This window comes from Bradyrhizobium sp. HKCCYLRH1034 (assembly GCF_051168375.1).
GTDB lineage: Bacteria > Pseudomonadota > Alphaproteobacteria > Rhizobiales > Xanthobacteraceae > Bradyrhizobium.
In genome coordinates, this window is record NZ_JBNPUW010000002.1 from 665,472 (window position 1) to 685,205 (window position 19,734).

The window sequence follows — 19,734 nt, forward strand, 5'->3', positions numbered from 1 at the left end:
CGCAGGCATGATGACCCTGGTTTCCGACCATATCGAATCCGATACGCACGAGCGCATTCTCGTCGTTGCTGAGCGCCTGTTTCGACAGATCGGCTACCAGAAGACGACCGTCGCCGACATCGCCAAGGAGCTCCGTATGAGCCCGGCGAATGTCTACCGGTTCTTCGACTCCAAGAAGGCGATCCACCGGGGGGTCGCCCACACGCTGATGGCCCAGGTCGAGGCGGCCGCCATCATGATCGCGGAGCGGCCCGGCCCGGCGGCGCCGCGGCTGCGCGAGCTGCTCGGCACGATCCATCGCATGAACACCGAGCGCTATGTCGGCGACAGCAAGCTGCACGAGATGGTCGCGGTGGCGATGGAGGAGAGCTGGGACGTCTGCGAGGCGCACATGCTGCTGATCACCGAGATCATCGGCCGGGTGATCGGGCAGGGCGCGGCGTCCGGCGAATTCGCGGTCACCGATCTGCCGCTGGCGGCAAAATGTGCGACGACCGCGATGATGCGCTTCTTCCATCCGCAGATGATCGCGCAATGCGCGACCAAGCCGGGCCCGACGATCGACGAGATGATCGATTTCGTGCTGTCAGGCCTTGGTTCCAGGCGCGCTGCAAGCTAAGTTCGCCGTCATTCGAGCGAAGCTTCGTCGCTTGCGCTCCCCGCAATGACGGAAGGGACGACGGCGTGACCGAACGGGATCTGCATTTCTACGAACCGAAGAACGGCCACGGCCTGCGCCACGATCCCTTCAACGCCATCGTCGCGCCGCGTCCGATCGGCTGGATCTCGTCGCGTGATCCGGACGGTCACGTCAACCTTGCGCCGTACAGCTTTTTCAACGCCTTCAACTACACGCCGCCGATCATCGGCTTCTCCTCGACGCAGTGGAAGGACTCGGTCGCCAACATCCAGGACACCGGCGAGTTCGTCTGGAACCTGGTGACGCGCGGCCTGGCGACGCAGATGAATGCGACCGCCGCGCATGTCGCGCGCGAGGTCGACGAGTTCAAGCTTGCGGGCGTGACGCCGGTAGCTTGCAAGTTCGTCAACGTGCCGCGCGTCGGCGAAAGCCCTGTCGCGTTCGAGTGCAAGGTGACGCAGATCATCCAGCTGCAGGGCGCCGACGGTGCCAAGGCGCAGGCCTGGCTGACGCTCGGCGAGGTGGTCGGCGTGCATATCGACAAGACGCTGATCAAGGATGGCGTCTACCAGACGGCGCTGGCGCATCCGATCGTCCGTGCCGGGCGTCGCGGCGACTATTTCGAGATCATGCAGGAGGCGATGTTCGAAATGGCGAGGCCGGACTGACGGACTTGCGCCTCTTGAACGCTGCTGCAATTGGAGACCACCCGACGTGACCGAAGCGACCGTCCATGCCGCGCTGTCCGCGCCGACCGAGCCCCGCGGCGATCTCTGCATACGCACCCTGGCGATGCCGGCCGACACCAATGCCAATGGCGACATCTTCGGCGGCTGGCTGCTCAGCCAGATGGACGTCGGCGGCGGCGTGTACGCCGCCAAGGTCGCGAAGTCGCGCACGGTGACGGTCGCGATCGAGGCGATGAACTTCCGCAAGGCGGTGTATGTCGGCGATCTCGTTTCGGTCTATGCGCATCTCGTCCGCGTCGGCCGCACCTCGATGACGGTGCGTCTCGAAGCCTGGGTGCTGCGCCGGAAGGAGGAGCAGCCGATCCTCGTCACCGACGGCAACTTCACCTACGTGTCGATCGACGACGATGGCCGGCCGCAGCCGATCCGGCGCGACGGCTCCGTCACAGCCTGATCACATTCGCGGTCTGTCGGCGCAAGTAACCTCTGTTAATCCGCCGCATATGTCGCTCGCTCGGCATAAGGAACCGCGATCCGGCGATACGCGTTTGTTTGGGTCGGGCGGGACGGAGACGCGAAGGCCGAGCATGCGCGCTCGGCGTCTGCCGCGATCACTCTCGCGCGAGATGCGCCTTGTCCACAGGGCGAGCGTCTTTACGATAATTGCAAGTTCTGGTTGCTTGGCTGCGCGTTGCCGCGTCTCTGCCGTATTGCGTGCTTCGAGTGACACATTCGGACGAGCAGCGCTGACGGCAGTTCGTTTTCGATCCACAAGGCAAAAAATGCCAGCCGGAAAAAATTGCCGGCACAGAGGAAACGGCGGGGGCGTGTTGCGCGAACAGGGTGGGAGGAAGTCCATGTCGGACGTTGACGAGAAACTGACCTTGCAGGTCCTGAAGAAGCTGCAGCAGCGGCTTCTCCACGCCGAGCGCAGGATTTGCGTCTACGAGAATCAGCTCAGCGCGTTTCGTGAACATCACGTCGAGGTGTTGAGGGATCTGCGTACGATCTATCAGTTGCTCGGTCAGCATCAACACCGTCTCGGCGGAGCCGATGCGTCGCTGCGCAAGGTGACGCTCGTGCCGGATGATCCGCACTGATTCGACATGGGTCACGGCGTGAGTGCGTGCAGCGCAGCCAACATAACATCCACACAATTTCCTGTTGGCATTCACATCGGAATGGCCGGTGGCTCCCTGCACGGAACATTCGTCATGGAGCTCGGTTATACGCCCCGGAATGAACGACGGGATTGCGCAATGTCCGACACCTACATCATCGAGGTCAGCTCCCAGGCGGCGGGGATCGTCGTCCGTGATCGCGGCGGCTTCCGCTTCTTCGCGGCGTCCCATCGCTTCAATGCCCTCGAGGGCCAGGTGTTTCGCAATGCCCGCGAAGCCGAACGCGCCGCGATTCGGCTCGTGACCGGCGAGCTGAGCGCAGCCGCCTGAGCAGACGGGCGCACGCGGTGGACGTCGGCCGGACCAGACCGCGCGCGACGTTTCAGGCGATTGCTGCGATGCGCCCAGTGCTTGCCGATTGACGCTTGACTCGATCAGCATCACCATGGTGCAGCTTGTCCCCGAAAGCTTGCCATGGCCGTCCTCTCTCAACGCCAGACCGACATCCTCAACATCGCGCGCGCCTCCGGCCGCGTCATGGTGGAGGATCTCGCGCGCCGCTTCGAAGTCTCGGCCCAGACCATCCGCAAGGACCTCAACGATCTGTGCGAGCAGCGCGCGCTGACGCGCATCCATGGCGGGGCCATCATCGCCTCCGGGGTCGAGAATCTCGCCTACGAGGCGCGGCGCTTCGTCGCTGCCGAGGAGAAGAAGGCGATCGGTGCGGTCGCAGCCGCGCGGATTCCGAACGGCTCCTCGCTGTTCATCAATATCGGCACCACGACGGAGGAGGTGGCGAGCGCGCTGTCGTCGCACCAGGACCTGCTCGTCATCACCAACAATCTCAACGTCGCGATGCTGCTCTATCCGCATCCGCGCATCGAGGTGATCGTGGCCGGCGGCACGGTGCGGCGCTCAGACGGCGGCGTGATCGGATCGACCGCGACGCAGCTGATCGGCCAGTTCAAGGTCGACTATGCGATCATCGGCGCATCCGCGATCGACGAGGAAGGCGCGCTGCTCGACTTCGACTATCGCGAGGTCCAGGTGGCGCAGGCGATCATCGCCAATGCCCGCAGCGTGATGCTGGTGGCCGATTCCACCAAGCTCCACCGCAGCGCGCCGGTGCGCATCGCCCATCTCAGCCAGATCCAGACCTTCGTCACCGACCGGCCGCTGCCGGACGGACTGGCCAGCCTCTGCCATAGCCGCGGCATCGAGGTGGTCTCGGCGATGTCCGCCGACGAGGCCGACGACGCCGTAGAGGCAACCGAAACGGCGGGGTCCGCCGTGCTCCGCCGCGCCTGACTTTCCGCCACTCTCGCAGGCTCCTTGATCCCGGTTTGGGCAGGTTTTGCCCAACCGCGGCCCAACATGCGAATTTCGATTTGCTTTCACTTTCGTTTGTGTTTAACTCGAAACCGAAAGTGAAATCGCCGCAGTCAAGGCGATTGCCGGGGGATGCGTCTGTTGGAGCGGATCTACGACCTCGCCATTATCGGAGGCGGCGTGAACGGTTGCGGCATCGCGCGCGATGCCGCCGGACGCGGAAATTCCGTTTTCCTTTGTGAAATGAATGATCTGGCGAGCGGAACCTCGTCCTGGTCGACCAAGCTCGTGCATGGCGGCCTGCGCTATCTCGAATATTACGAGTTCCGGCTGGTCCGCGAGGCGCTGATCGAGCGCGAAGTCCTGTGGCAGATCGCGCCCCACATCATCCGTCCGCTGCGCTTCGTGCTGCCGCATCATTCGGGGCTGCGCCCGGCCTGGCTGCTGCGCCTCGGCCTGTTCCTCTATGACCATCTCGGCGGCCGCAAGCTGCTGCCGCCGACGCGGTCGGTGAACCTGCGCAGCGACGAGGTCGGCCGCCCCTTGATCCCCGGGCGCTACAGCAAGGGCTTCGAATATTCCGACTGCTTCGTCGACGATGCGCGTCTGGTCGTGCTGACCGCGCGGGATGCTGCCGATCGCGGCGCCGTCATCCGCACCCGCGCCCGTGCGACCGAGATCCGTCAGGATGGCAGCCATTGGCTGGTCACGACCGATAACACGCAGACCGGCGAGCGCGAGACCATCAAGGCGCGCGCGCTGGTCAATGCCGCCGGTCCCTGGGTCGAGCAGGTGCTGGCGACCGGCGCCGGCGTCAATGCCAAGGCCAAGGTGCGGCTGGTGCAGGGCTCGCACATCGTGGTGCGCAAGCTCTACGATCACGATCGCGCCTACATCTTCCAGAACGCCGACGGCCGTATCATCTTCGCCATTCCCTATCAGCAGGATTTCACGCTGATCGGCACCACCGATCGCGACTATCAGGGTGATCCGGCCAAGGTGAAGGCGACCGACGAGGAGATCGCCTATCTCTGCGCCGCGCTCGGGGAATATCTCGCCAAGCCGGTGACGCCGGCCGACGTTGTGTGGAGCTATTCCGGCGTGCGGCCACTCTATGACGACGGCGCCAGCGAGGCCAAGGCGGCGACCCGCGACTACGTGTTCGAGCTCGATACGCCCGGCGGCTTGCCGCTGCTGTCGATCTATGGCGGCAAGATCACCACCTACCGGCGCCTGTCGGAAGAGGCGCTGGAGCGTCTCGCGCCCTATGTGAAAGGGGGCAAGGCGGAGGAGGGATGGACCGGCAAGGCGTCGCTGCCCGGCGGCGACATGAAGGTTTCGGCCGTTGCGCCGTTGATTGCGGATCTCCGCAAGACCTATCCGTTCCTGTCGGATGCACATGCGAAGCGGATCGCTCATGCCTATGGCACGCGGGCTGCGGCCATGCTCGCCGGTGCGACATCTTTGGCCGATCTCGGCCAGGATTTCGGTGGCACCTTGACGGAGCGTGAAGTCAGGTACCTGATGACGAACGAGTGGGCGTTGACGGCCGAGGACATCGTGTGGCGGCGATCGAAGCTGGGGTTGCGGATGTCGGCGGCTGAGATCGCCGCGCTCGATGCGTGGATCACAGCCAATCGCGAGCGCTCCGCCGTGCCGGCGCGTGAGGCGGGAGGGCGCGCATGAGCGTGACGCTCGATCACGTCTCCCGAATTGTCGACGGCGTGACCACCATTCGCGACGTCTCGCTGACGTTGCAGCGCGGTACGCTGAGCGTGCTGCTCGGGCCGACGCTGTCCGGCAAGACCTCGATCATGCGGCTGCTCGCCGGCCTCGACCGGCCGACCACGGGGCGGGTGCTGGTCGACGGCAAGGACGTCACCGGCGCCGACGTGCGGCAGCGCTCGGTCGCGATGGTCTATCAGCAGTTCATCAACTATCCCTCGCTCTCGGTCTATGAGAACATCGCTTCGCCGCTGCGCGTGCAAGGCAAGTCGCGCCAGGAGATCGAGAAGCGCGTGGCGGAAGCCGCCCGGCTGCTCCGGCTCGAGCCCTATCTGAAGCGTACGCCGCTGCAGCTCTCCGGCGGCCAGCAGCAGCGCACCGCGATCGCGCGCGCCCTGGTGAAGGGCGCGGACCTCGTGCTGCTGGACGAGCCGCTCGCCAATCTCGACTACAAGCTGCGCGAGGAGCTGCGCACCGAGCTGCCGCGCATCTTCGAGGCATCCGGCGCAATCTTCGTCTACGCCACCACCGAGCCGTCGGAGGCGCTGCTGCTCGGCGGCCGCACCATCTGCATGTGGGAAGGGCAGGCGCTGCAGGCCGGCGATACCGCGGCCGTGTATCGCCGACCCGACACCTTGCGTGTCGGCCAGGTGTTCTCGGACCCGCCGATGAATACGGTCGAGATCCAGAAGCGCGGCGAGAGCGTGGAGTACGCCGGCGGGGTCAAGGCGCCGGCGGTAGGCCTCTATGCTGATCTGCCCGATGGCGCCTACCGCGTCGGCTTCCGCCCGCATCAGCTCGGGCTTGGCAAAGGCGACGGCAGCCACGGCCGCCATGCCTTTCCTGCGATCGTCTCGGTCACCGAGATCACGGGATCGGAGAGCTTCGTGCATCTGACGCGCGACGGCATGAACTGGGTCTCCGTGCTGCACGGCGTCCATGAATACGAGCCCGGCGAGATCCTCGACGCGGTGCTCGATCCGTCCAATGTGTTCGTGTTCGACGCCGGCGACCGCCTGGTCGCCGCGCCGGCGATCTGAGGGAGATGCCGCATGGCCCGCATTGACCTCGTCGATCTCGCCCACGCCTACAACGGCAACCGCGGCGATATCGAGAGCTACGCGCTGAAGCCGGTGACGATGACCTGGCGCCAGGGCGGCGCCTATGCGCTGCTCGGCCCGTCCGGCTGCGGCAAGACCACGCTGCTCAACCTGATCTCCGGCATTCTGACGCCCTCGCACGGCAAGATCCTGTTCGACGGCACCGACATCACCAAAGCCTCGACCCGCGAGCGCAACATCGCGCAGGTGTTCCAGTTTCCGGTGATCTACGACACGATGACGGTCGGCGAGAACCTCGCCTTTCCGCTCAAGAACCGCGGCGTGCCGAAAGCGGAGATCGACAAGCGCGTCGCCGAGATCGCGCGGCTCTTGGACCTGACGCCGGACCTCCATCGCAAGGCAACACGGCTCACCGCCGACGCCAAGCAGAAGATCTCGCTCGGCCGCGGCCTGGTGCGCTCCGACGTCGCCGCCGTGTTGTTCGACGAGCCGCTGACCGTGATCGATCCCGAGCTGAAATGGCAGCTCCGCTCGAAGCTGAAGGCGCTGCATCGCGAGCTCGACCTGACGATGATCTACGTCACCCACGACCAGACCGAGGCGCTGACCTTCGCCGACACCGTCGTCGTCATGCACGACGGCCGCGTGGTGCAGAGCGGCACGCCGGCGGAATTGTTCGACAAGCCCGCGCACACCTTCGTCGGCTACTTCATCGGCTCGCCCGGCATGAACATCCTCTCCGCCGAGGTGAAGGGCCGCGAGGCCCGCATCGACGGCCACACCCTGACGCTGTCGCGCAGCTACGACGCGCTGCCGGCCGGCGCCAAGATCGAGATCGGCGTCCGCCCGGAATTCGTCGATGTCGCTCAGCCCGGACCGGGCCTGCTCGACGCCAATATCGAGCGCGTCGACGATCTCGGCCGCATCCGGTTCGCGCGCGTCCGCGTCGGCGACGTCAAGTTCGCCGCGCGCCTGCCGGCGGGCTTCTCGCCGCAGGGCTCGGCGATCGGGCTGAAGTTCGATCCAGCCTATGTCCACGTCTATGCCGACAGCCGTCTCGTCGAGGGAGCCTGAGTGATGGACAAGACCATCAACAACAAGGCCTGGTTCCTGGTGCTGCCGGTGTTCCTGCTGGTGGCGTTCTCCGCTGTCCTGCCGCTGATGACGGTGGTGAACTATTCGATGCAGGACACGTTCGGCAACAACCAGTTCTTCTGGAATGGCGTCGGCTGGTTCAAGGAGCTGCTCGATCCCTCGACCGATCTCGGCGGCCGCTTCCTCGCCTCGCTCGGGCGTAACCTGATCTTCTCGCTCGCGATCCTGGCCATCGAGGTTCCGCTCGGAATCGTCGTGGCGCTGTCGATGCCGCGGGGCGGATGGACCGTGGCGTTCTGCCTCGTCGTGCTGGCGCTGCCGCTTCTGATTCCGTGGAACGTGGTCGGCACGATCTGGCAGATCTTCGGCCGCTCCGACATCGGCCTGCTCGGCTACACGCTCAACGCCATCGGCCTGGACTACAATTACGTCTCCAACGACGCCGACGCCTGGTTCACGGTCATCTTGATGGACGTCTGGCACTGGACCAGCCTGGTAGCGCTGCTGTGCTATGCCGGCCTGAAGTCGATCCCCGACGCCTATTATCAGGCTGCGCAGATCGACGGCGCCTCGCGCTGGGCGGTGTTCACCGCGATCCAGCTGCCCAAGATGCATCGCGTGCTGCTGATCGCCGTGCTGCTGCGCTTCATGGACAGCTTCATGATCTACACCGAGCCGTTCGTCGTCACAGGCGGCGGGCCGGGCAATTCGACGACCTTCATCTCGATCGAGCTCGTCAAGATCGCGCTCGGCCAGTTCGATCTCGGCAAGGCGGCTGCCCTGTCGCTGGTCTACAATCTGATCATCCTGATCGTCTGCTGGGTGTTCTACACCATCATGACCAATGCCGGCGCCGAGCGGCGGCCGGTGAAAGGGGGCGCGTGATGAACACCATTCCGGGCCGTCGGATCATCATCTCGCTATTCCTGGTCTTCCTGCTGTTGCCGATCTATTGGCTCGTCAACATGAGCTTCAAGACCAACAACGAGATCGTCACCACGATGAACTTGTGGCCGCATCAGCCGACGCTGGCCAACTACATGCGCATCTTCACCGACGAGAGCTGGTATTCCGGCTACATCAACTCGCTGAAATACGTGATCATCAACACGGTGATCTCGATCCTCGTGGCGCTGCCGGCCGCCTATGCATTCTCGCGGTACCGCTTCCTCGGCGACAAGCACCTGTTCTTCTGGCTGCTGTCGAACCGCATGGCGCCGGCTGCGGTCTACGCGCTGCCGTTCTTCAATCTGTATTCGGCGATCGGCCTGTTCGATACGCCCTGGGCGGTGGCGCTGGCGCATTGCATCTTCAATATCCCGCTCGCGGTCTGGATCCTCGAAGGCTTCGTGTCGTCGGTGCCGCGCGAGATCGACGAGACGGCGTTCCTTGACGGCTACTCGTTTCCGCGCTTCTTCGTGAAGATCCTGGTGCCGCTGATCGCGAGCGGCATCGGCGTCGCCGCCTTCTTCTGCTTCATGTTCTCCTGGGTCGAACTGCTGCTTGCGCGCACGCTGACCTCCGTCGACGCCAAGCCGATCTCGGCGGTGATGACGCGCACCGTCTCGGCGTCCGGCATGGATTGGGGCCTGCTCGCGGCTGCCGGCGTGCTCACGATCATCCCCGGCGCGCTCGTCATCTGGTTCGTCCGCAACTACATCGCGCGCGGCTTCGCGCTGGGACGGGTGTGATGACGCACGCTTGTTGCCACGGCCTCCGTTCCGCCTCCCCCGCTTGCGGGGGAGGCCGTATCGCATCGTCAGATGCGATACGGGTGGGGGCATCTCTCCTCTCGGGCGCTCCGACGCGCGGCGCCCCCACCCCAACCCTCCCCCGCAAGCGGGGGAGGGGGCCCATTACCGCCTGGAGCCGATAGCCATGAACAGCATCGCATGGATGGCATGGACCTTGCCGACCGCGATCTTCTTTGCTGCGCTCGCATGCACGCTCGGCGTCATGATCGTGCTCGCCGCGCGCTACCCGGAGGCCGAGCGGGTCGGCGTACTGCGCATCCCGACCACGCGCGGCGACCGGCTGTTCATCTCGCTGATCTCGGCCGCCGTCATTCATCTCGTATGGATCGGTCTGGTCGGCACCGACACGATTGCGACCTTGCCGATCGGCGAGGAAGGGTTTGAGGTTTCGAGCCTGTGGCTCGCGACCGCAATTTCGCTTGCATCAGCCGTTGCGATCTTCCGCACCGTCTGACGCAGGTGAAAAGGGGCAGATCCGGGGGCAACCCGGACCTGGATACGTCTGTCGCTCAAGGAGGAAAGCATGCGACACTTGAAACCTAGGAAGCATCACGTCACCAAGGCCAGCTATCTCGCGATGACCAGCGCCGTGGCGCTGTTCGCAGCAACCATGACACTGTCCGTTCCGGCACAGGCCGACGAGGCCGCCGCGAAGAAGTGGATCGACAGCGAATTCCAGCCGTCGACGCTCTCCAAGGACGATCAGATGAAGGAGATGCAGTGGTTCATGAAGGCCGCTGAACCCTTCAAGGGCATGGAGATCAACGTCGTCTCGGAGACGCTGACGACGCATGAATACGAGTCGAAGACGCTGGCGAAGGCGTTCGAGGAGATCACCGGCATCAAGATCAAGCACGACATCATCCAGGAAGGTGATGTCGTCGAGAAGATCCAGACCCAGATGCAGTCCGGCAAGAACGTCTATGACGGCTGGATCAACGACTCCGATTTCATCGGCACCCACTTCCGCTACGGCCAGGCGGTCGACCTCACCGACTGGATGGCGAAGGACGCGAAGGACGTCACCGATCCCTATCTCGACGTCAATGACTTCATCGGCAAGTCCTTCACGACCGCGCCGAACGGCCATCTGTATCAGCTGCCCGACCAGCAGTTCGCCAACCTCTATTGGTTCCGGTACGACTGGTTCACGAACCCCGAGTACAAGGCGAAGTTCAAGGCCAAGTACGGCTATGAGCTCGGCGTGCCCGTGAACTGGTCGGCCTATGAGGATATCGCCGAGTTCTTCACCAACGACGTCAAGGAGATCAACGGCGTCAGGGTCTATGGCCACATGGACTATGGCAAGAAGGATCCCTCGCTCGGCTGGCGCTTCACCGACGCCTGGCTGTCGATGGCCGGCAACGGCGACAAGGGCCTCCCGAACGGCCTTCCGGTCGACGAATGGGGCATCCGCATGGAGGGCTGCCGCCCGGTCGGCTCGTCCGTCGAGCGCGGCGGCGACGTCAACGGCCCGGCGGCGGTCTATTCGATCGTCAAGTATCTCGACTGGATGAAGAAGTATGCTCCGCCTCAGGCTCAGGGCATGACCTTCTCCGAATCCGGTCCGGTGCCGTCGCAGGGCAACATCGCCCAGCAGATCTTCTGGTACACCGCCTTCACCGCCGACATGGTCAAGCCCGGCCTGGCGGTGATGAATGCGGACGGCACGCCGAAGTGGCGCATGGCCCCGTCGCCGCACGGCTCGTACTGGAAGGAGGGCATGAAGCTCGGCTACCAGGACGTGGGCTCGGCGACGCTGCTGAAGTCGACCCCGGTCGATCGCCGCAAGGCGGCCTGGCTCTATCTGCAGTTCATCGTCTCCAAGACGGTGTCGCTGAAGAAGAGCCATGTCGGACTGACCTTCATCCGTGAATCCGACATCTGGGACAAGTCGTTCACGGAGCGCGCGCCGAAGCTCGGCGGCCTGATCGAGTTCTACCGCTCGCCTGCCCGCGTGCAGTGGACCCCGACTGGCAACAACGTGCCCGACTATCCGAAGCTGGCGCAGCTGTGGTGGCAGAACATCGGCGATGCGTCGTCCGGTGCGAAGACCCCGCAGCAGGCGATGGACGCGCTCGCGGCCGCTCAGGACTCCGTCCTCGAGCGTCTGGAGAAGTCCAAGGTCCAGGGCGATTGCGGTCCGAAGCTGAACAAGAAGGAGACCGCGGAGTACTGGTTCGCCAAGTCCGAGAAGGAGGGCCATATCGCGCCGCAGCGCAAGCTCGCCAACGAGAAGCCGAAGGGCGAGACCGTCGACTACGACACGCTGATCAAGTCGTGGCCGGCCAGCCCGCCGAAGCGCGCCGAGGCGAAGTGAGCCGACGCTCGGCTGTTATCGCCCGGCTCGACCGGGCGATCCAGCAGGCCGCGGCGTTTCGGCTTTGGCATGACCGCCGGCGTCTACTGGATGCCCGCCTGCGCGGGGCATGACGGCGAGGCAGACGACGGAATGATTGCGAAGGCCGGGAGCGATCCCGGCCTTTTGCATTCTTGCGCTTCATTGTCGTCGTTGCGAGGAGCAACGCGGCGAAGCAGTCCAGAGTCATGAGGCTGATTCTGGCTTGCTCCCGCCGTCGCCCTCCGGGTTGTGGCGCACAAGTCGCCTTCGCTCGCAATGACGGCTACAATGATCATCTCGCTTGCCGTCACGGAGGAGACTCCATGCGCATGACATTCCGCTGCGATCCTGCGTTGGAGCCGCATCTGCCGCGGCCGGTGCCCGCGCGCACGACATTGCCCGACTGGCTGCGCCGGATGCCGGCGTCGGCCCATTCCGATCTGCATGGCCGCGACATTCGGACCGTCAAGCAGTGTCCGCCATTCGTCGATGCGATGGCCCATGGCGTGATGATCCTGCTGCCTTGCGACGTCACGGTCACCCGTGGAACGTTCTCATGGGATTGGGACGTTCCGGATCCCGCGACCGCAGGGCATCCCCGCGCACCACTCAGCTTTCATGTCGCCGCGCAATTCGAAGGCGCCCCGTTCGCGCACGACCGGCAGGCGGCGATCAAGTTCAACAGCTTCTGGACCATCGAATGTCCCGAGGGCTGGTCGTTGTTCGCGACTCATCCGGTCAATCGCGACGATCTGCCGTTCCGGACCTTGACCGGTCTCATCGATGCCGATCGCTTCCACGATGGCGGCATCAACTTTCCAGCCCTCTGGATCGCGCCCGACTTTTGCGGGGTGGTGCCGAAGGGCACTCCGGTTGCGCAGTGTTTTCCGGTGCCGCGCGAGACGCTGGATCTCGTGTTCGAGCCGTTCGCGGATCGCGGAGCTGCGTATTCGAAGACGGTTGCGGAGGTGCTGGCTGCGCCGAACGTCTATCGCAAGCGGTTTCGCGCCCGGCGCGGCCGGCTAACGCGTTAGGGCGAGCCGCAACGCGGTTTCGTCGAGCCACAGTCTTCCATGCGCGGCGGAGGTCAGCGCCATCGCGATCGCGCCGAACATCTGCGGCCGCAGCCGGTAGGCCGCTGCATAGAACTGCATCGCCGCGTCCGGTTCGCCGCTTTCCTGCAACGCGATGCCCAGATTGAGCGCGGCCTCGGCGTGATCGGGCTTGAGCGTCAGTGCCTTCCTGTAGGCCGCCGCCGCGCCGCTGTGATCGCGCTGATCCTGGCGGACCAGGCCGAGATCGAACCAGGTGGAAGCGGGGGCGTCGCCCGACGTCGCCTGCTCCAGATAGGCCGCGGCGCCAGCGAGATCGCCGTCCTCGAACGCGAGCCGGCCCAGCCGCGCGGCCGCTTCGCCGTGATCTGGCACGACTTTGAGGATCGCCTGCCAGGCACTGCGGGCCTGGGCGCGGTGGCCGGACTGGTCGAGGATGCGCGCCTTCTCCACGAAGGCTTCGCGCTGCGGCGCCAACGCCAGCGCACGATCGACATGATCGAGGGCCGCAGCGTAGTCCCCGTCGGCGCGGGAAATGCGCGCGGCGAGCAGTTGCGCGGCGGCGTTGTCGGGGCGCCTCGCCAGGCTCGCCGCGATGTGGAGGCGGGCCGCGGCGATCTCTTGGCGCGAAAGCAGCACAGCAGCCAGCAGGTGGCTGAGCATCGGCTCGCCGGGCGTGTGCGCAAGCTCCCGCTCGCACAGCCGACGCGCCTCATCGATGCGGCCGGCATTGAAGCTGGCCGCGGCACGCCGCACGATGTCCTCGGCTTTGGATGTCATGTGACGACGTTATCGCGTTCCCCGACGCGAGGGAATTGGCGTGTGCCGAATGCAGCCTGCTGCGCCTGAGATGAGGCTGCTCCCGTTCGCCTCGGGATGTTTTCCCGGTGCGTACGGGACATATTCCATGTGCCAAGTACCTTGAAGCCGATGACGACAGGCGGCACTCTATTCTTGACCGGGATCGTCGCCGTCTTCGCCGCGACTTTGCCCCAAGGACGCGAAACAACAAGGCCTCGACACGATCCGATACCCTCGAAGCTGGCCACGCGCGTTCGTCCCGAACGTGAGGTCCGCGATACGAGACGGCGCCGGCATCGCGATCACCAAACGTTCGGGCCACCGAGGGAGTACGGCCATGGATCAGGCGCACATCGCCAATATCGCGAGCACGCTGCCGGAGGCGTTGTCGCCCTGGACCATGTTCATGCAGGCCGACATCGTCGTGAAGTCGGTGATGATCGGGCTGGCGCTGGCTTCAGTCGCAACCTGGACCGTTCTGGTGGTGAAGACGATCCAGCTCCGCGCGGCACTGCGCACCTCGCGCAGCGCGCTCGGCATCGCGCTGGCCGCGCGCGCGCTGTCGGATGCGACGGGACGCATTTCCGCCGACGACGGTGTGGTCGGACGGCTGCTGGCCGTCGCCGATGACGAAATTGACAAGTCGCGTGGCCTCCCCGCCGATGGCATCAAGGAGCGCGTCTCCTGGCAGTTCGAGCGGATCGAGGCCGCGGCGGTGGCGCGGATCGGCCGCGGCATCGGCATTCTCGCCACCGTCGGCGCCGTCGGGCCGTTCGTCGGCCTGTTCGGCACGGTCTGGGGCATCATGAACAGCTTCATCGGCATCTCGCATGCCCACACCACCAACCTCGCGGTGGTCGCGCCGGGCATTGCCGAGGCGCTGCTCGCCACCGCGTTCGGCCTCGCAGCCGCGATTCCCGCGGTCGTGATCTACAACCTGTTCGCGCGCGCCACCGGCGGCTATCGCGCCGTCTTCGCCGATGCGTCGGTCGCGGTGATGCGGCTGCTCAGCCGTGATCTCGATCGTCAGCACGCGGGGCCCACAGAGGTGCGGCGCAGCGCCATCCGCGCGGTCGACGCGCCGCTGCTGTCGATCGCCAATCCGGCGGAGTGAGCCATGGCCGTCAAGCTTGCCCGGCGCACCGACGAGTTCGAGGAGACGCACGACATCAACGTGACGCCGTTCATCGATGTCATGCTGGTGCTGCTGATCATCTTCATGGTGGCGGCGCCGCTCGCCACCGTCGACATCCCGGTCAACCTGCCGGCGATATCGGCGGAGCCACAGCCGCGCGCGGAGACGCCGGTCTTCGTGACCTTCAAGGCCGACCGCTCGCTCGCCGTCGGCGACCAGAGCGTCGCCCAGTCCGACATCGCCGCTTCGCTCGATGCCGCCACCAAGTCCGATCACGAGCAGCGCGTGCTGCTGCGCGCCGATCAGACGCTGCCCTATGGCGAGGTGATGGCGCTGATGAACACGTTGCGCCGCGCCGGCTACACCAAGGTCGCGCTCGTTGCCCTGGAAGACCGGGGCGCGCAGTGAGCGTTCTGACGCTCGATCCGTTCGAACACGAGCAGCGCCGGGAGCGGACGCTGTGGACCATCGCCGCGCTGGTGGTGGGCGGGCTGCATGTCGGGCTCGCCGTCGGCTATCTGCTGCTGCGTCCCGCGCCGCAGGGGCGTGCCCAGGCGCCGGCCTTCGACGTCGTGTTCACCCCGGCGGTGGTGAGCCAGCCGGCGCCGACGGCGCAGGATGCGCCGGCGTCCGAGCCGCCGCCGGTGGAGCCGCCAAAGGATGAGCCGGTGAAGGACGACCCGGTCGCGCGCGAGGCCGTCGCCGAGCCTGTCCCGGCTCCCTCCGAGCCGGAGCCGCAGGTCATGGCGCAGCCGGAGCCGGTGCCGGATGTCGTTCGCTCGCCGGAGCCCGCGCCACAGGTCGCCCTCGCGCCCGAGCCGCCGCGTGCAGACGATGTCGTTTTGCCGCCGCCGCCACCACCGAAACCGATCGAGGCGAAACCGCCGGAGCCGAAGCCCGTTCCCGTGCCCGAGCGTGTCGAGCGCAAGCCGGTGGAGAAGAAGGAAACGAAGGAGAGGGCCGAGAGGAAGCCCGCACCGCCGAAGCCGGCTGCGGCGCCGGCGGCCCGGCCTTCACGTGTCGCGTCGGCGCCCAATCCCGGCGAGGACAGCGTCGGGGCGCGCGAGGGCCAGGCCAGTTGGAACGCCGAGGTGGTGGCGCAGATCCGCCGCGCCGCGGCCTATCCCTCCGACGGCAATGGCGCGAGCGGCACCGTCATGCTGAACGTCGTGATCGATCGTAACGGCCGGCTGCTGTCGCGGCGGCTCGCTGGAAGCTCGGGCTCGCCGGCGCTGGACCGCGCGGCGATGGGCATCATCGAACGCGCCGCGCCGTTCCCGCGCTTTCCGCCGGCGATGGCTCAGGCGCAGGTCTCGCGCACGGTCCCCCTCCATCTGAGGCCGCGCTGAGCGCGGCGCCATCCAGGGCGATATCGGGGCCGCCGCGTGCCACTTATTTGCTGCACTCGGTCAGATCCGTATCGCGCACGACGAACTGCGCGCCTTCCTTGAGTTCGATGTTCTTGGCGACGCAGGTGCGGCCGCCCTTTTCGGACAGCTTGATGTCGTAGCGGCCGGACTTCACGCCGACCAGCGTCATGCGCTCATTGTGGTCGACCTCGCCCTCGTCGTCGTTCTTGCACTGGTCGGCGCCCCAGGTTTTGGTGCCGGCGGCCGCCAGGTACATCTTCACGATCGTCTGGCCGGTGCGGTTGAGGAAGCGCGGGCCGTCCTCGGCGAACGCGGCGGAGCCGGCCAGCATGAGAAGCGCGCAGGCGGTGACGAGGCGACGCATGACGAGTGTCCTTTTCTTATGATTGGTCATGGGATGAGGGCGCGCGGGGTCAGAAATCCTTGCCGATGCTGGTCTTGACGGCAAGGCCGCGCGAGGCGTTGGTCAGGCCGTAGCCGACGCCGAAGCTGAATTCGAAGCCCTTGAAGCGGGTGTCGGCGACGGCGTAGAGCGTCTGCATCTGCTGATTCCAGGGCAGGATGTAGCCGAACGGTCCGAGATTGGAGAAATGCTCGATACCGACGGTCCAGCGATCGCTGAGGCGCTTGACGAAGCGCACCGAGGGCTCGAAGGCCGAGCCGGCGCCGTCGATGCCGAAGGTCATGTTGGCGTTGAAGATGAGCTGATAGTCGTTGGGCAGGTTGACGCCGATGATCGGCGTGAACATCTGCGCCACCCGCGGCGTGGCCTCCTGCACGAAACGCGGCGCGCCGGGCTGGCCGGCGCCGGCCTTGTTGGCGACCCACAGGTCCGGTGTCAGGCCGCCCTGCGGCGCCAGGATGGTGCGTGACACCAGGCCGAGGAAGACGGTGCGCTCGAGCCGGTCGCCCTGGATGAAGGTCTGGCGAATGGTGACGCCGCCGGACTGGAATGAATAGCCGGGCACGCCATTGTCCATCACGTTGCCCAGCGCCATCGGCACATTGGTGCGGGCAAAGGCGTAGGGCGAGGTCAACGCGATCTCGTACCATTCGGTTGGCGAGTAGCCGATCTCGGTCTCGCCGGTGACCGCACGCTGCGGCACGCGGCGTCCGCCGTTCTGTTGCGGATTGAAGGTTGTCAGATAGCCGAAGCGCTGTTCGACCTGAAAATGTCCGGGCGAGGCGGGGTCATTGCCCTGGATCTCCTCGGCCGCTGCACCGAACGGCGCGAGCACGAGAGCACCGGCAGCCATGTACAATCGCGATCGTCTTTTTGTACTCCTGGCGATGCCGTTCGGCTGCATGTCCCCGCGCTCCCTTCAACTAATGAGCTAACGAGTCGGCTGGGCGAAAACATGCGGGCCTGTCGGCTGAAAGATGACGCGATCGGGAAACGATCAGTCGTCGAATGCCGCAATTGCTCCGGCCCTTGCTGTTTCGATGAGGAATAGGGATGTTTTGGCAAGTCGAACGGGACATTTTGACCGGGACAATATGGCGGCCATTTCGCGAGTGAATCTCAACGCGGTGATGAATGTGGCGTGCTGCTAACACATTGAGGTCATAGAGCGAGGAAAACATGTGTTGCAGCATGCATTGCTGATCGCCGGATCAGCCAGAGAATGGACACGCCCGTGCTTCACACACCCGGTCATCGTCGCCGCTTGTCCGCTCGGCCGATGCGGCTTGGACTGGCGCTCACACTGCTTCTGTCCACGCTGCTGCCGGATGGACGCGCCTTCGCGGAGGAGCCGCTGCGGGATCAGCTGGAAGCCTGGTGGAATCAAACCCAGGCCGGCAAGAGAGATCAGGTTGGGCAAGTCCGACAGGCGTCATCGGGGAGCGGTGCCAGAACCGCAAGGCATGTCGCCAAGCGCGGACGCCACGTCGCCAATGCCCGCGCCGAGGCAGGAGGAGGTGTCTTCGACCACGATAGCGGTCCGCGTCGTGACCGTCCGGGGAGATATTTTCTGCACGGACCGAGGTTCTAGTCCCGACGCTCTTGCGGGAATTTCCCGGGCGTCGCGTTCTTGCACTTGCGAAATGACAAGGCCTCCCATAGGTCAAAGCGATGTGTGGCGCGTTGCCGGTGAAACCGCCGACGCTCGCATACGTTGTTTTCGTGCCCTTCATCGCCGCCCCTCGGACGGCGGAGACAAAGGATCAATTCGATGAATTGGAAACTGATGATGACCGCCGCTGCCGTCGGCATCGCCGCGATCGTCGGCACGTCGACGATCGCTGTCAGTGCACCGGCCCGTTCCAAGCTGCTGATCTCGATCGACCCCGACAAGGACGGCACCGCCGACATGAACGAGGTCCGCACCGCCGCCGGCGCGCTGTTCGATCGTCTCGATCGCGACCACGACGGCACGCTCGACGCCAAGGAGCTGCGCGGCCGCGTTTCGGCCAAGGATCTCAAGGCCGCTGATCCCGACAATGACGGCACGCTGACCAAGGACGAGTATCTCGCGCTGGTGGAAGGCCGCTTCAAGGCGGCCGATCCGGACGGTGACGGCACGCTCGATTCGAAAGAGCTGAAGTCGGTGGCCAAGCTGCTGAAGTGAGACATCGGTCCGCACTGGACCGACGCGACATAGACATGAGCCCGAGGGCCTGTGACGGGAGACCGTCGCAGGCCCTTCGTGTTTCAGGCAGATGCTCGTGGCGCGCCGGCAGGAAGGCGATTGGCCCTCAGATGCTTGGGCGGGACATTTCCACTGCGAGACGAACCAGGTCGGGCAGGCTGCGGGCCCCGAGCTTCTGACGCAGCCGGTAGGTCAGGTTGATGACGGTCTTGTAGCTGATGCCGAGATGGTCGGCGATCGCCTGATAGGATTTCGCCTCGGCCAGCAGCGCAAGGGCCTGGCGCTCGCGCGGGGTCAGCGCAGGGGCCGCCATGCCGTCCGGGTCGGCGCGGAGCAGGGCGATGCGGGTGGCGAGCTGCGGATCGAGATAGGTGCCGCCGGCTCGAACCTGCTCCAACGCCTTGGGCAGCTCGTGCGGCGGCGCGTCCTTCAGCAGATAGCCGCTGGCGCCGGCGTCGATCGCCGAGCGGACGATGCGCGGATCGGCATGCATGCTGAAGACCAGGATCCGGGCACGGGGATCATGCGACCGCATGCGTTCGATCAGACTGATGCCGCCGAGCTCCTGCCCGGGCAGGCGCAGATCGACGATCGCGACATCCGGCCGGTCACGGACATAGGCCTGGTACCCGCTGTCGGCATCGTGTGCCTCGGACAGCGCGCGGATCCCGGCTTCGTTCAGCAGCCAGCGGCAGGCCGTGATCACGACCGGGTGGTCATCGACGAGCAGAACGCGATACATCCGATGAAGGTCTTGCCCTTAGGGCGCCGACGGCGCCGATGCTTTCTCTACCATGTGAGTTCCCTTGCAAACCAGGATCGGGTGCAACAGTACGGCCGAGGCTGGGAGATAGCTCGGCGAATCGATCGCCACTTTCCGGATCCGGGAAGATTGTCCCTAGGGGCCGAAGAATATTGCCCGTTGCGACGAACTGGAGGGCTGTTTACGAATGTTAACGTTCGTAGACGGGTAAATCGGCCAGTTCTGGCGCGGGTGAAGGCTCAGGGGCGTGGGCTGTTGCCGGAACCG

At 65.4% G+C, this 19,734-nt stretch carries 22 protein-coding genes; 18 read left to right on the forward strand and 4 right to left on the reverse strand.

Going from position 1 to position 19,734, the window contains the following annotated elements; all coding sequences use genetic code 11:
* The first annotated feature begins 7 nt into the window (after positions 1 to 7).
* The 14 genes from ACQR0W_RS06885 to ACQR0W_RS06950 all read left to right on the forward strand — a co-directional run bounded on the left by ACQR0W_RS06885 (position 8) and on the right by ACQR0W_RS06950 (position 12,789).
* Positions 8 to 619 carry a TetR/AcrR family transcriptional regulator gene (locus tag ACQR0W_RS06885; protein ID WP_315717347.1) on the forward strand — a complete coding sequence of 204 codons (612 nt, stop codon included), beginning with the start codon at positions 8 to 10 and terminating at the stop codon, positions 617 to 619.
* A gap of 65 nt (positions 620 to 684) precedes the next feature.
* Positions 685 to 1,308 (forward strand): flavin reductase family protein, encoded by a 624-nt coding sequence (locus ACQR0W_RS06890; protein WP_315717346.1) that lies wholly within the window; start codon positions 685 to 687, stop codon positions 1,306 to 1,308.
* Between the two features lie 46 nt (positions 1,309 to 1,354).
* On the forward strand, positions 1,355 to 1,783 hold the full coding sequence (locus ACQR0W_RS06895; protein WP_315717345.1) for an acyl-CoA thioesterase: 429 nt from the start codon (positions 1,355 to 1,357) through the stop codon (positions 1,781 to 1,783).
* A gap of 403 nt (positions 1,784 to 2,186) precedes the next feature.
* Positions 2,187 to 2,429, forward strand: a complete 243-nt coding sequence (locus tag ACQR0W_RS06900) for a hypothetical protein (RefSeq protein ID WP_315717344.1) — start codon at positions 2,187 to 2,189, stop codon at positions 2,427 to 2,429.
* A 159-nt stretch (positions 2,430 to 2,588) separates the two neighbouring features.
* Complete coding sequence (locus ACQR0W_RS06905; RefSeq protein WP_315717343.1) at positions 2,589 to 2,780, forward strand: hypothetical protein; 192 nt, start codon at positions 2,589 to 2,591, stop codon at positions 2,778 to 2,780.
* A gap of 144 nt (positions 2,781 to 2,924) precedes the next feature.
* Positions 2,925 to 3,758 carry a DeoR/GlpR family DNA-binding transcription regulator gene (locus ACQR0W_RS06910; protein WP_315717342.1) on the forward strand — a complete coding sequence of 278 codons (834 nt, stop codon included), beginning with the start codon at positions 2,925 to 2,927 and terminating at the stop codon, positions 3,756 to 3,758.
* Positions 3,759 to 3,911: 153 nt separating this feature from the next.
* On the forward strand, positions 3,912 to 5,465 hold the full coding sequence (glpD, locus tag ACQR0W_RS06915; protein ID WP_316187209.1) for a glycerol-3-phosphate dehydrogenase: 1,554 nt from the start codon (positions 3,912 to 3,914) through the stop codon (positions 5,463 to 5,465).
* Positions 5,462 to 6,544, forward strand: coding sequence for an ABC transporter ATP-binding protein (locus ACQR0W_RS06920; protein ID WP_315717340.1), 1,083 nt, complete (start codon positions 5,462 to 5,464; stop codon positions 6,542 to 6,544). The genes glpD and ACQR0W_RS06920 overlap by 4 nt, the downstream gene beginning before the upstream one ends.
* A gap of 12 nt (positions 6,545 to 6,556) precedes the next feature.
* Positions 6,557 to 7,639 carry an ABC transporter ATP-binding protein gene (locus ACQR0W_RS06925; protein ID WP_434840618.1) on the forward strand — a complete coding sequence of 361 codons (1,083 nt, stop codon included), beginning with the start codon at positions 6,557 to 6,559 and terminating at the stop codon, positions 7,637 to 7,639.
* A 3-nt stretch (positions 7,640 to 7,642) separates the two neighbouring features.
* A complete protein-coding gene (locus ACQR0W_RS06930; RefSeq protein ID WP_315717338.1) occupies positions 7,643 to 8,545 on the forward strand; it encodes a carbohydrate ABC transporter permease in 903 nt (300 codons plus the stop codon).
* The gene (locus tag ACQR0W_RS06935) at positions 8,545 to 9,351 is read left to right on the forward strand and encodes a carbohydrate ABC transporter permease (protein WP_315717337.1); all 807 of its coding nucleotides are present in this window, start codon (positions 8,545 to 8,547) and stop codon (positions 9,349 to 9,351) included. The genes ACQR0W_RS06930 and ACQR0W_RS06935 overlap by 1 nt, the downstream gene beginning before the upstream one ends.
* A gap of 187 nt (positions 9,352 to 9,538) precedes the next feature.
* Complete coding sequence (locus ACQR0W_RS06940; protein WP_315717336.1) at positions 9,539 to 9,868, forward strand: DUF2160 domain-containing protein; 330 nt, start codon at positions 9,539 to 9,541, stop codon at positions 9,866 to 9,868.
* Positions 9,869 to 9,937: 69 nt separating this feature from the next.
* Complete coding sequence (locus tag ACQR0W_RS06945) at positions 9,938 to 11,734, forward strand: ABC transporter substrate-binding protein (protein ID WP_434840619.1); 1,797 nt, start codon at positions 9,938 to 9,940, stop codon at positions 11,732 to 11,734.
* A gap of 344 nt (positions 11,735 to 12,078) precedes the next feature.
* Positions 12,079 to 12,789 carry a hypothetical protein gene (locus tag ACQR0W_RS06950; protein ID WP_434840620.1) on the forward strand — a complete coding sequence of 237 codons (711 nt, stop codon included), beginning with the start codon at positions 12,079 to 12,081 and terminating at the stop codon, positions 12,787 to 12,789.
* On the opposite strand, the gene ACQR0W_RS06955 is transcribed toward ACQR0W_RS06950, so the two are convergent.
* Positions 12,778 to 13,587, reverse strand: a complete 810-nt coding sequence (locus ACQR0W_RS06955; protein WP_434840621.1) for a tetratricopeptide repeat protein — start codon at positions 13,585 to 13,587, stop codon at positions 12,778 to 12,780. The genes ACQR0W_RS06950 and ACQR0W_RS06955 overlap by 12 nt on opposite strands.
* 358 nt (positions 13,588 to 13,945) lie before the next feature.
* Between ACQR0W_RS06955 and exbB the strand changes: the two genes are divergently transcribed.
* The 3 genes from exbB to ACQR0W_RS06970 are packed head-to-tail and all read left to right on the forward strand — an operon-like array spanning position 13,946 to position 16,092.
* Positions 13,946 to 14,722: a tonB-system energizer ExbB gene (gene exbB, locus ACQR0W_RS06960; RefSeq protein ID WP_434840622.1), complete on the forward strand. Its 777-nt coding sequence runs from the start codon at positions 13,946 to 13,948 to the stop codon at positions 14,720 to 14,722.
* Positions 14,723 to 14,725: 3 nt separating this feature from the next.
* Positions 14,726 to 15,151, forward strand: coding sequence for a TonB system transport protein ExbD (gene exbD, locus ACQR0W_RS06965; protein ID WP_434840623.1), 426 nt, complete (start codon positions 14,726 to 14,728; stop codon positions 15,149 to 15,151).
* A complete protein-coding gene (locus tag ACQR0W_RS06970; RefSeq protein ID WP_434840624.1) occupies positions 15,148 to 16,092 on the forward strand; it encodes a TonB family protein in 945 nt (314 codons plus the stop codon). Before exbD ends, ACQR0W_RS06970 begins: the two co-directional genes overlap by 4 nt.
* Before the next feature lie 43 nt (positions 16,093 to 16,135).
* Here ACQR0W_RS06970 and ACQR0W_RS06975 read toward each other — a convergent pair whose 3' ends face one another.
* Positions 16,136 to 16,477, reverse strand: coding sequence for a hypothetical protein (locus ACQR0W_RS06975; RefSeq protein WP_316167413.1), 342 nt, complete (start codon positions 16,475 to 16,477; stop codon positions 16,136 to 16,138).
* A gap of 49 nt (positions 16,478 to 16,526) precedes the next feature.
* Positions 16,527 to 17,369: a hypothetical protein gene (locus tag ACQR0W_RS06980; RefSeq protein WP_315717330.1), complete on the reverse strand. Its 843-nt coding sequence runs from the start codon at positions 17,367 to 17,369 to the stop codon at positions 16,527 to 16,529.
* Positions 17,370 to 18,326: 957 nt separating this feature from the next.
* On the opposite strand from ACQR0W_RS06980, the gene ACQR0W_RS06985 reads away from it, so the two are divergent.
* Entirely contained in the window at positions 18,327 to 18,683 is a 357-nt protein-coding gene (locus tag ACQR0W_RS06985; protein WP_316171621.1) for an EF-hand domain-containing protein, read from the forward strand.
* A 127-nt stretch (positions 18,684 to 18,810) separates the two neighbouring features.
* Here the strand turns inward: ACQR0W_RS06985 and ACQR0W_RS06990 are convergent, their stop codons facing one another.
* Entirely contained in the window at positions 18,811 to 19,446 is a 636-nt protein-coding gene (locus ACQR0W_RS06990) for a response regulator transcription factor (protein WP_316171609.1), read from the reverse strand.
* Positions 19,447 to 19,734: the final 288 nt, after the last annotated feature.

Coding starts and splice junctions, on each gene's coding strand:
- ACQR0W_RS06905 (WP_315717343.1), top strand. CDS start 2,589: ATGTCCGACACCTACATCATCGAGGTCAGCTCCCAGGCGGCGGGGATC.
- ACQR0W_RS06925 (WP_434840618.1), top strand. CDS start 6,557: ATGGCCCGCATTGACCTCGTCGATCTCGCCCACGCCTACAACGGCAAC.
- ACQR0W_RS06980 (WP_315717330.1), bottom strand. CDS start 17,369: ATGGCTGCCGGTGCTCTCGTGCTCGCGCCGTTCGGTGCAGCGGCCGAG.
- ACQR0W_RS06885 (WP_315717347.1), top strand. CDS start 8: ATGATGACCCTGGTTTCCGACCATATCGAATCCGATACGCACGAGCGC.
- ACQR0W_RS06950 (WP_434840620.1), top strand. CDS start 12,079: ATGCGCATGACATTCCGCTGCGATCCTGCGTTGGAGCCGCATCTGCCG.
- exbB (WP_434840622.1), top strand. CDS start 13,946: ATGGATCAGGCGCACATCGCCAATATCGCGAGCACGCTGCCGGAGGCG.
- ACQR0W_RS06955 (WP_434840621.1), bottom strand. CDS start 13,587: ATGACATCCAAAGCCGAGGACATCGTGCGGCGTGCCGCGGCCAGCTTC.
- ACQR0W_RS06990 (WP_316171609.1), bottom strand. CDS start 19,446: ATGTATCGCGTTCTGCTCGTCGATGACCACCCGGTCGTGATCACGGCC.
- ACQR0W_RS06910 (WP_315717342.1), top strand. CDS start 2,925: ATGGCCGTCCTCTCTCAACGCCAGACCGACATCCTCAACATCGCGCGC.
- exbD (WP_434840623.1), top strand. CDS start 14,726: ATGGCCGTCAAGCTTGCCCGGCGCACCGACGAGTTCGAGGAGACGCAC.
- glpD (WP_316187209.1), top strand. CDS start 3,912: ATGCGTCTGTTGGAGCGGATCTACGACCTCGCCATTATCGGAGGCGGC.
- ACQR0W_RS06900 (WP_315717344.1), top strand. CDS start 2,187: ATGTCGGACGTTGACGAGAAACTGACCTTGCAGGTCCTGAAGAAGCTG.
- ACQR0W_RS06920 (WP_315717340.1), top strand. CDS start 5,462: ATGAGCGTGACGCTCGATCACGTCTCCCGAATTGTCGACGGCGTGACC.
- ACQR0W_RS06945 (WP_434840619.1), top strand. CDS start 9,938: ATGCGACACTTGAAACCTAGGAAGCATCACGTCACCAAGGCCAGCTAT.
- ACQR0W_RS06940 (WP_315717336.1), top strand. CDS start 9,539: ATGAACAGCATCGCATGGATGGCATGGACCTTGCCGACCGCGATCTTC.
- ACQR0W_RS06975 (WP_316167413.1), bottom strand. CDS start 16,477: ATGCGTCGCCTCGTCACCGCCTGCGCGCTTCTCATGCTGGCCGGCTCC.
- ACQR0W_RS06935 (WP_315717337.1), top strand. CDS start 8,545: ATGAACACCATTCCGGGCCGTCGGATCATCATCTCGCTATTCCTGGTC.
- ACQR0W_RS06930 (WP_315717338.1), top strand. CDS start 7,643: ATGGACAAGACCATCAACAACAAGGCCTGGTTCCTGGTGCTGCCGGTG.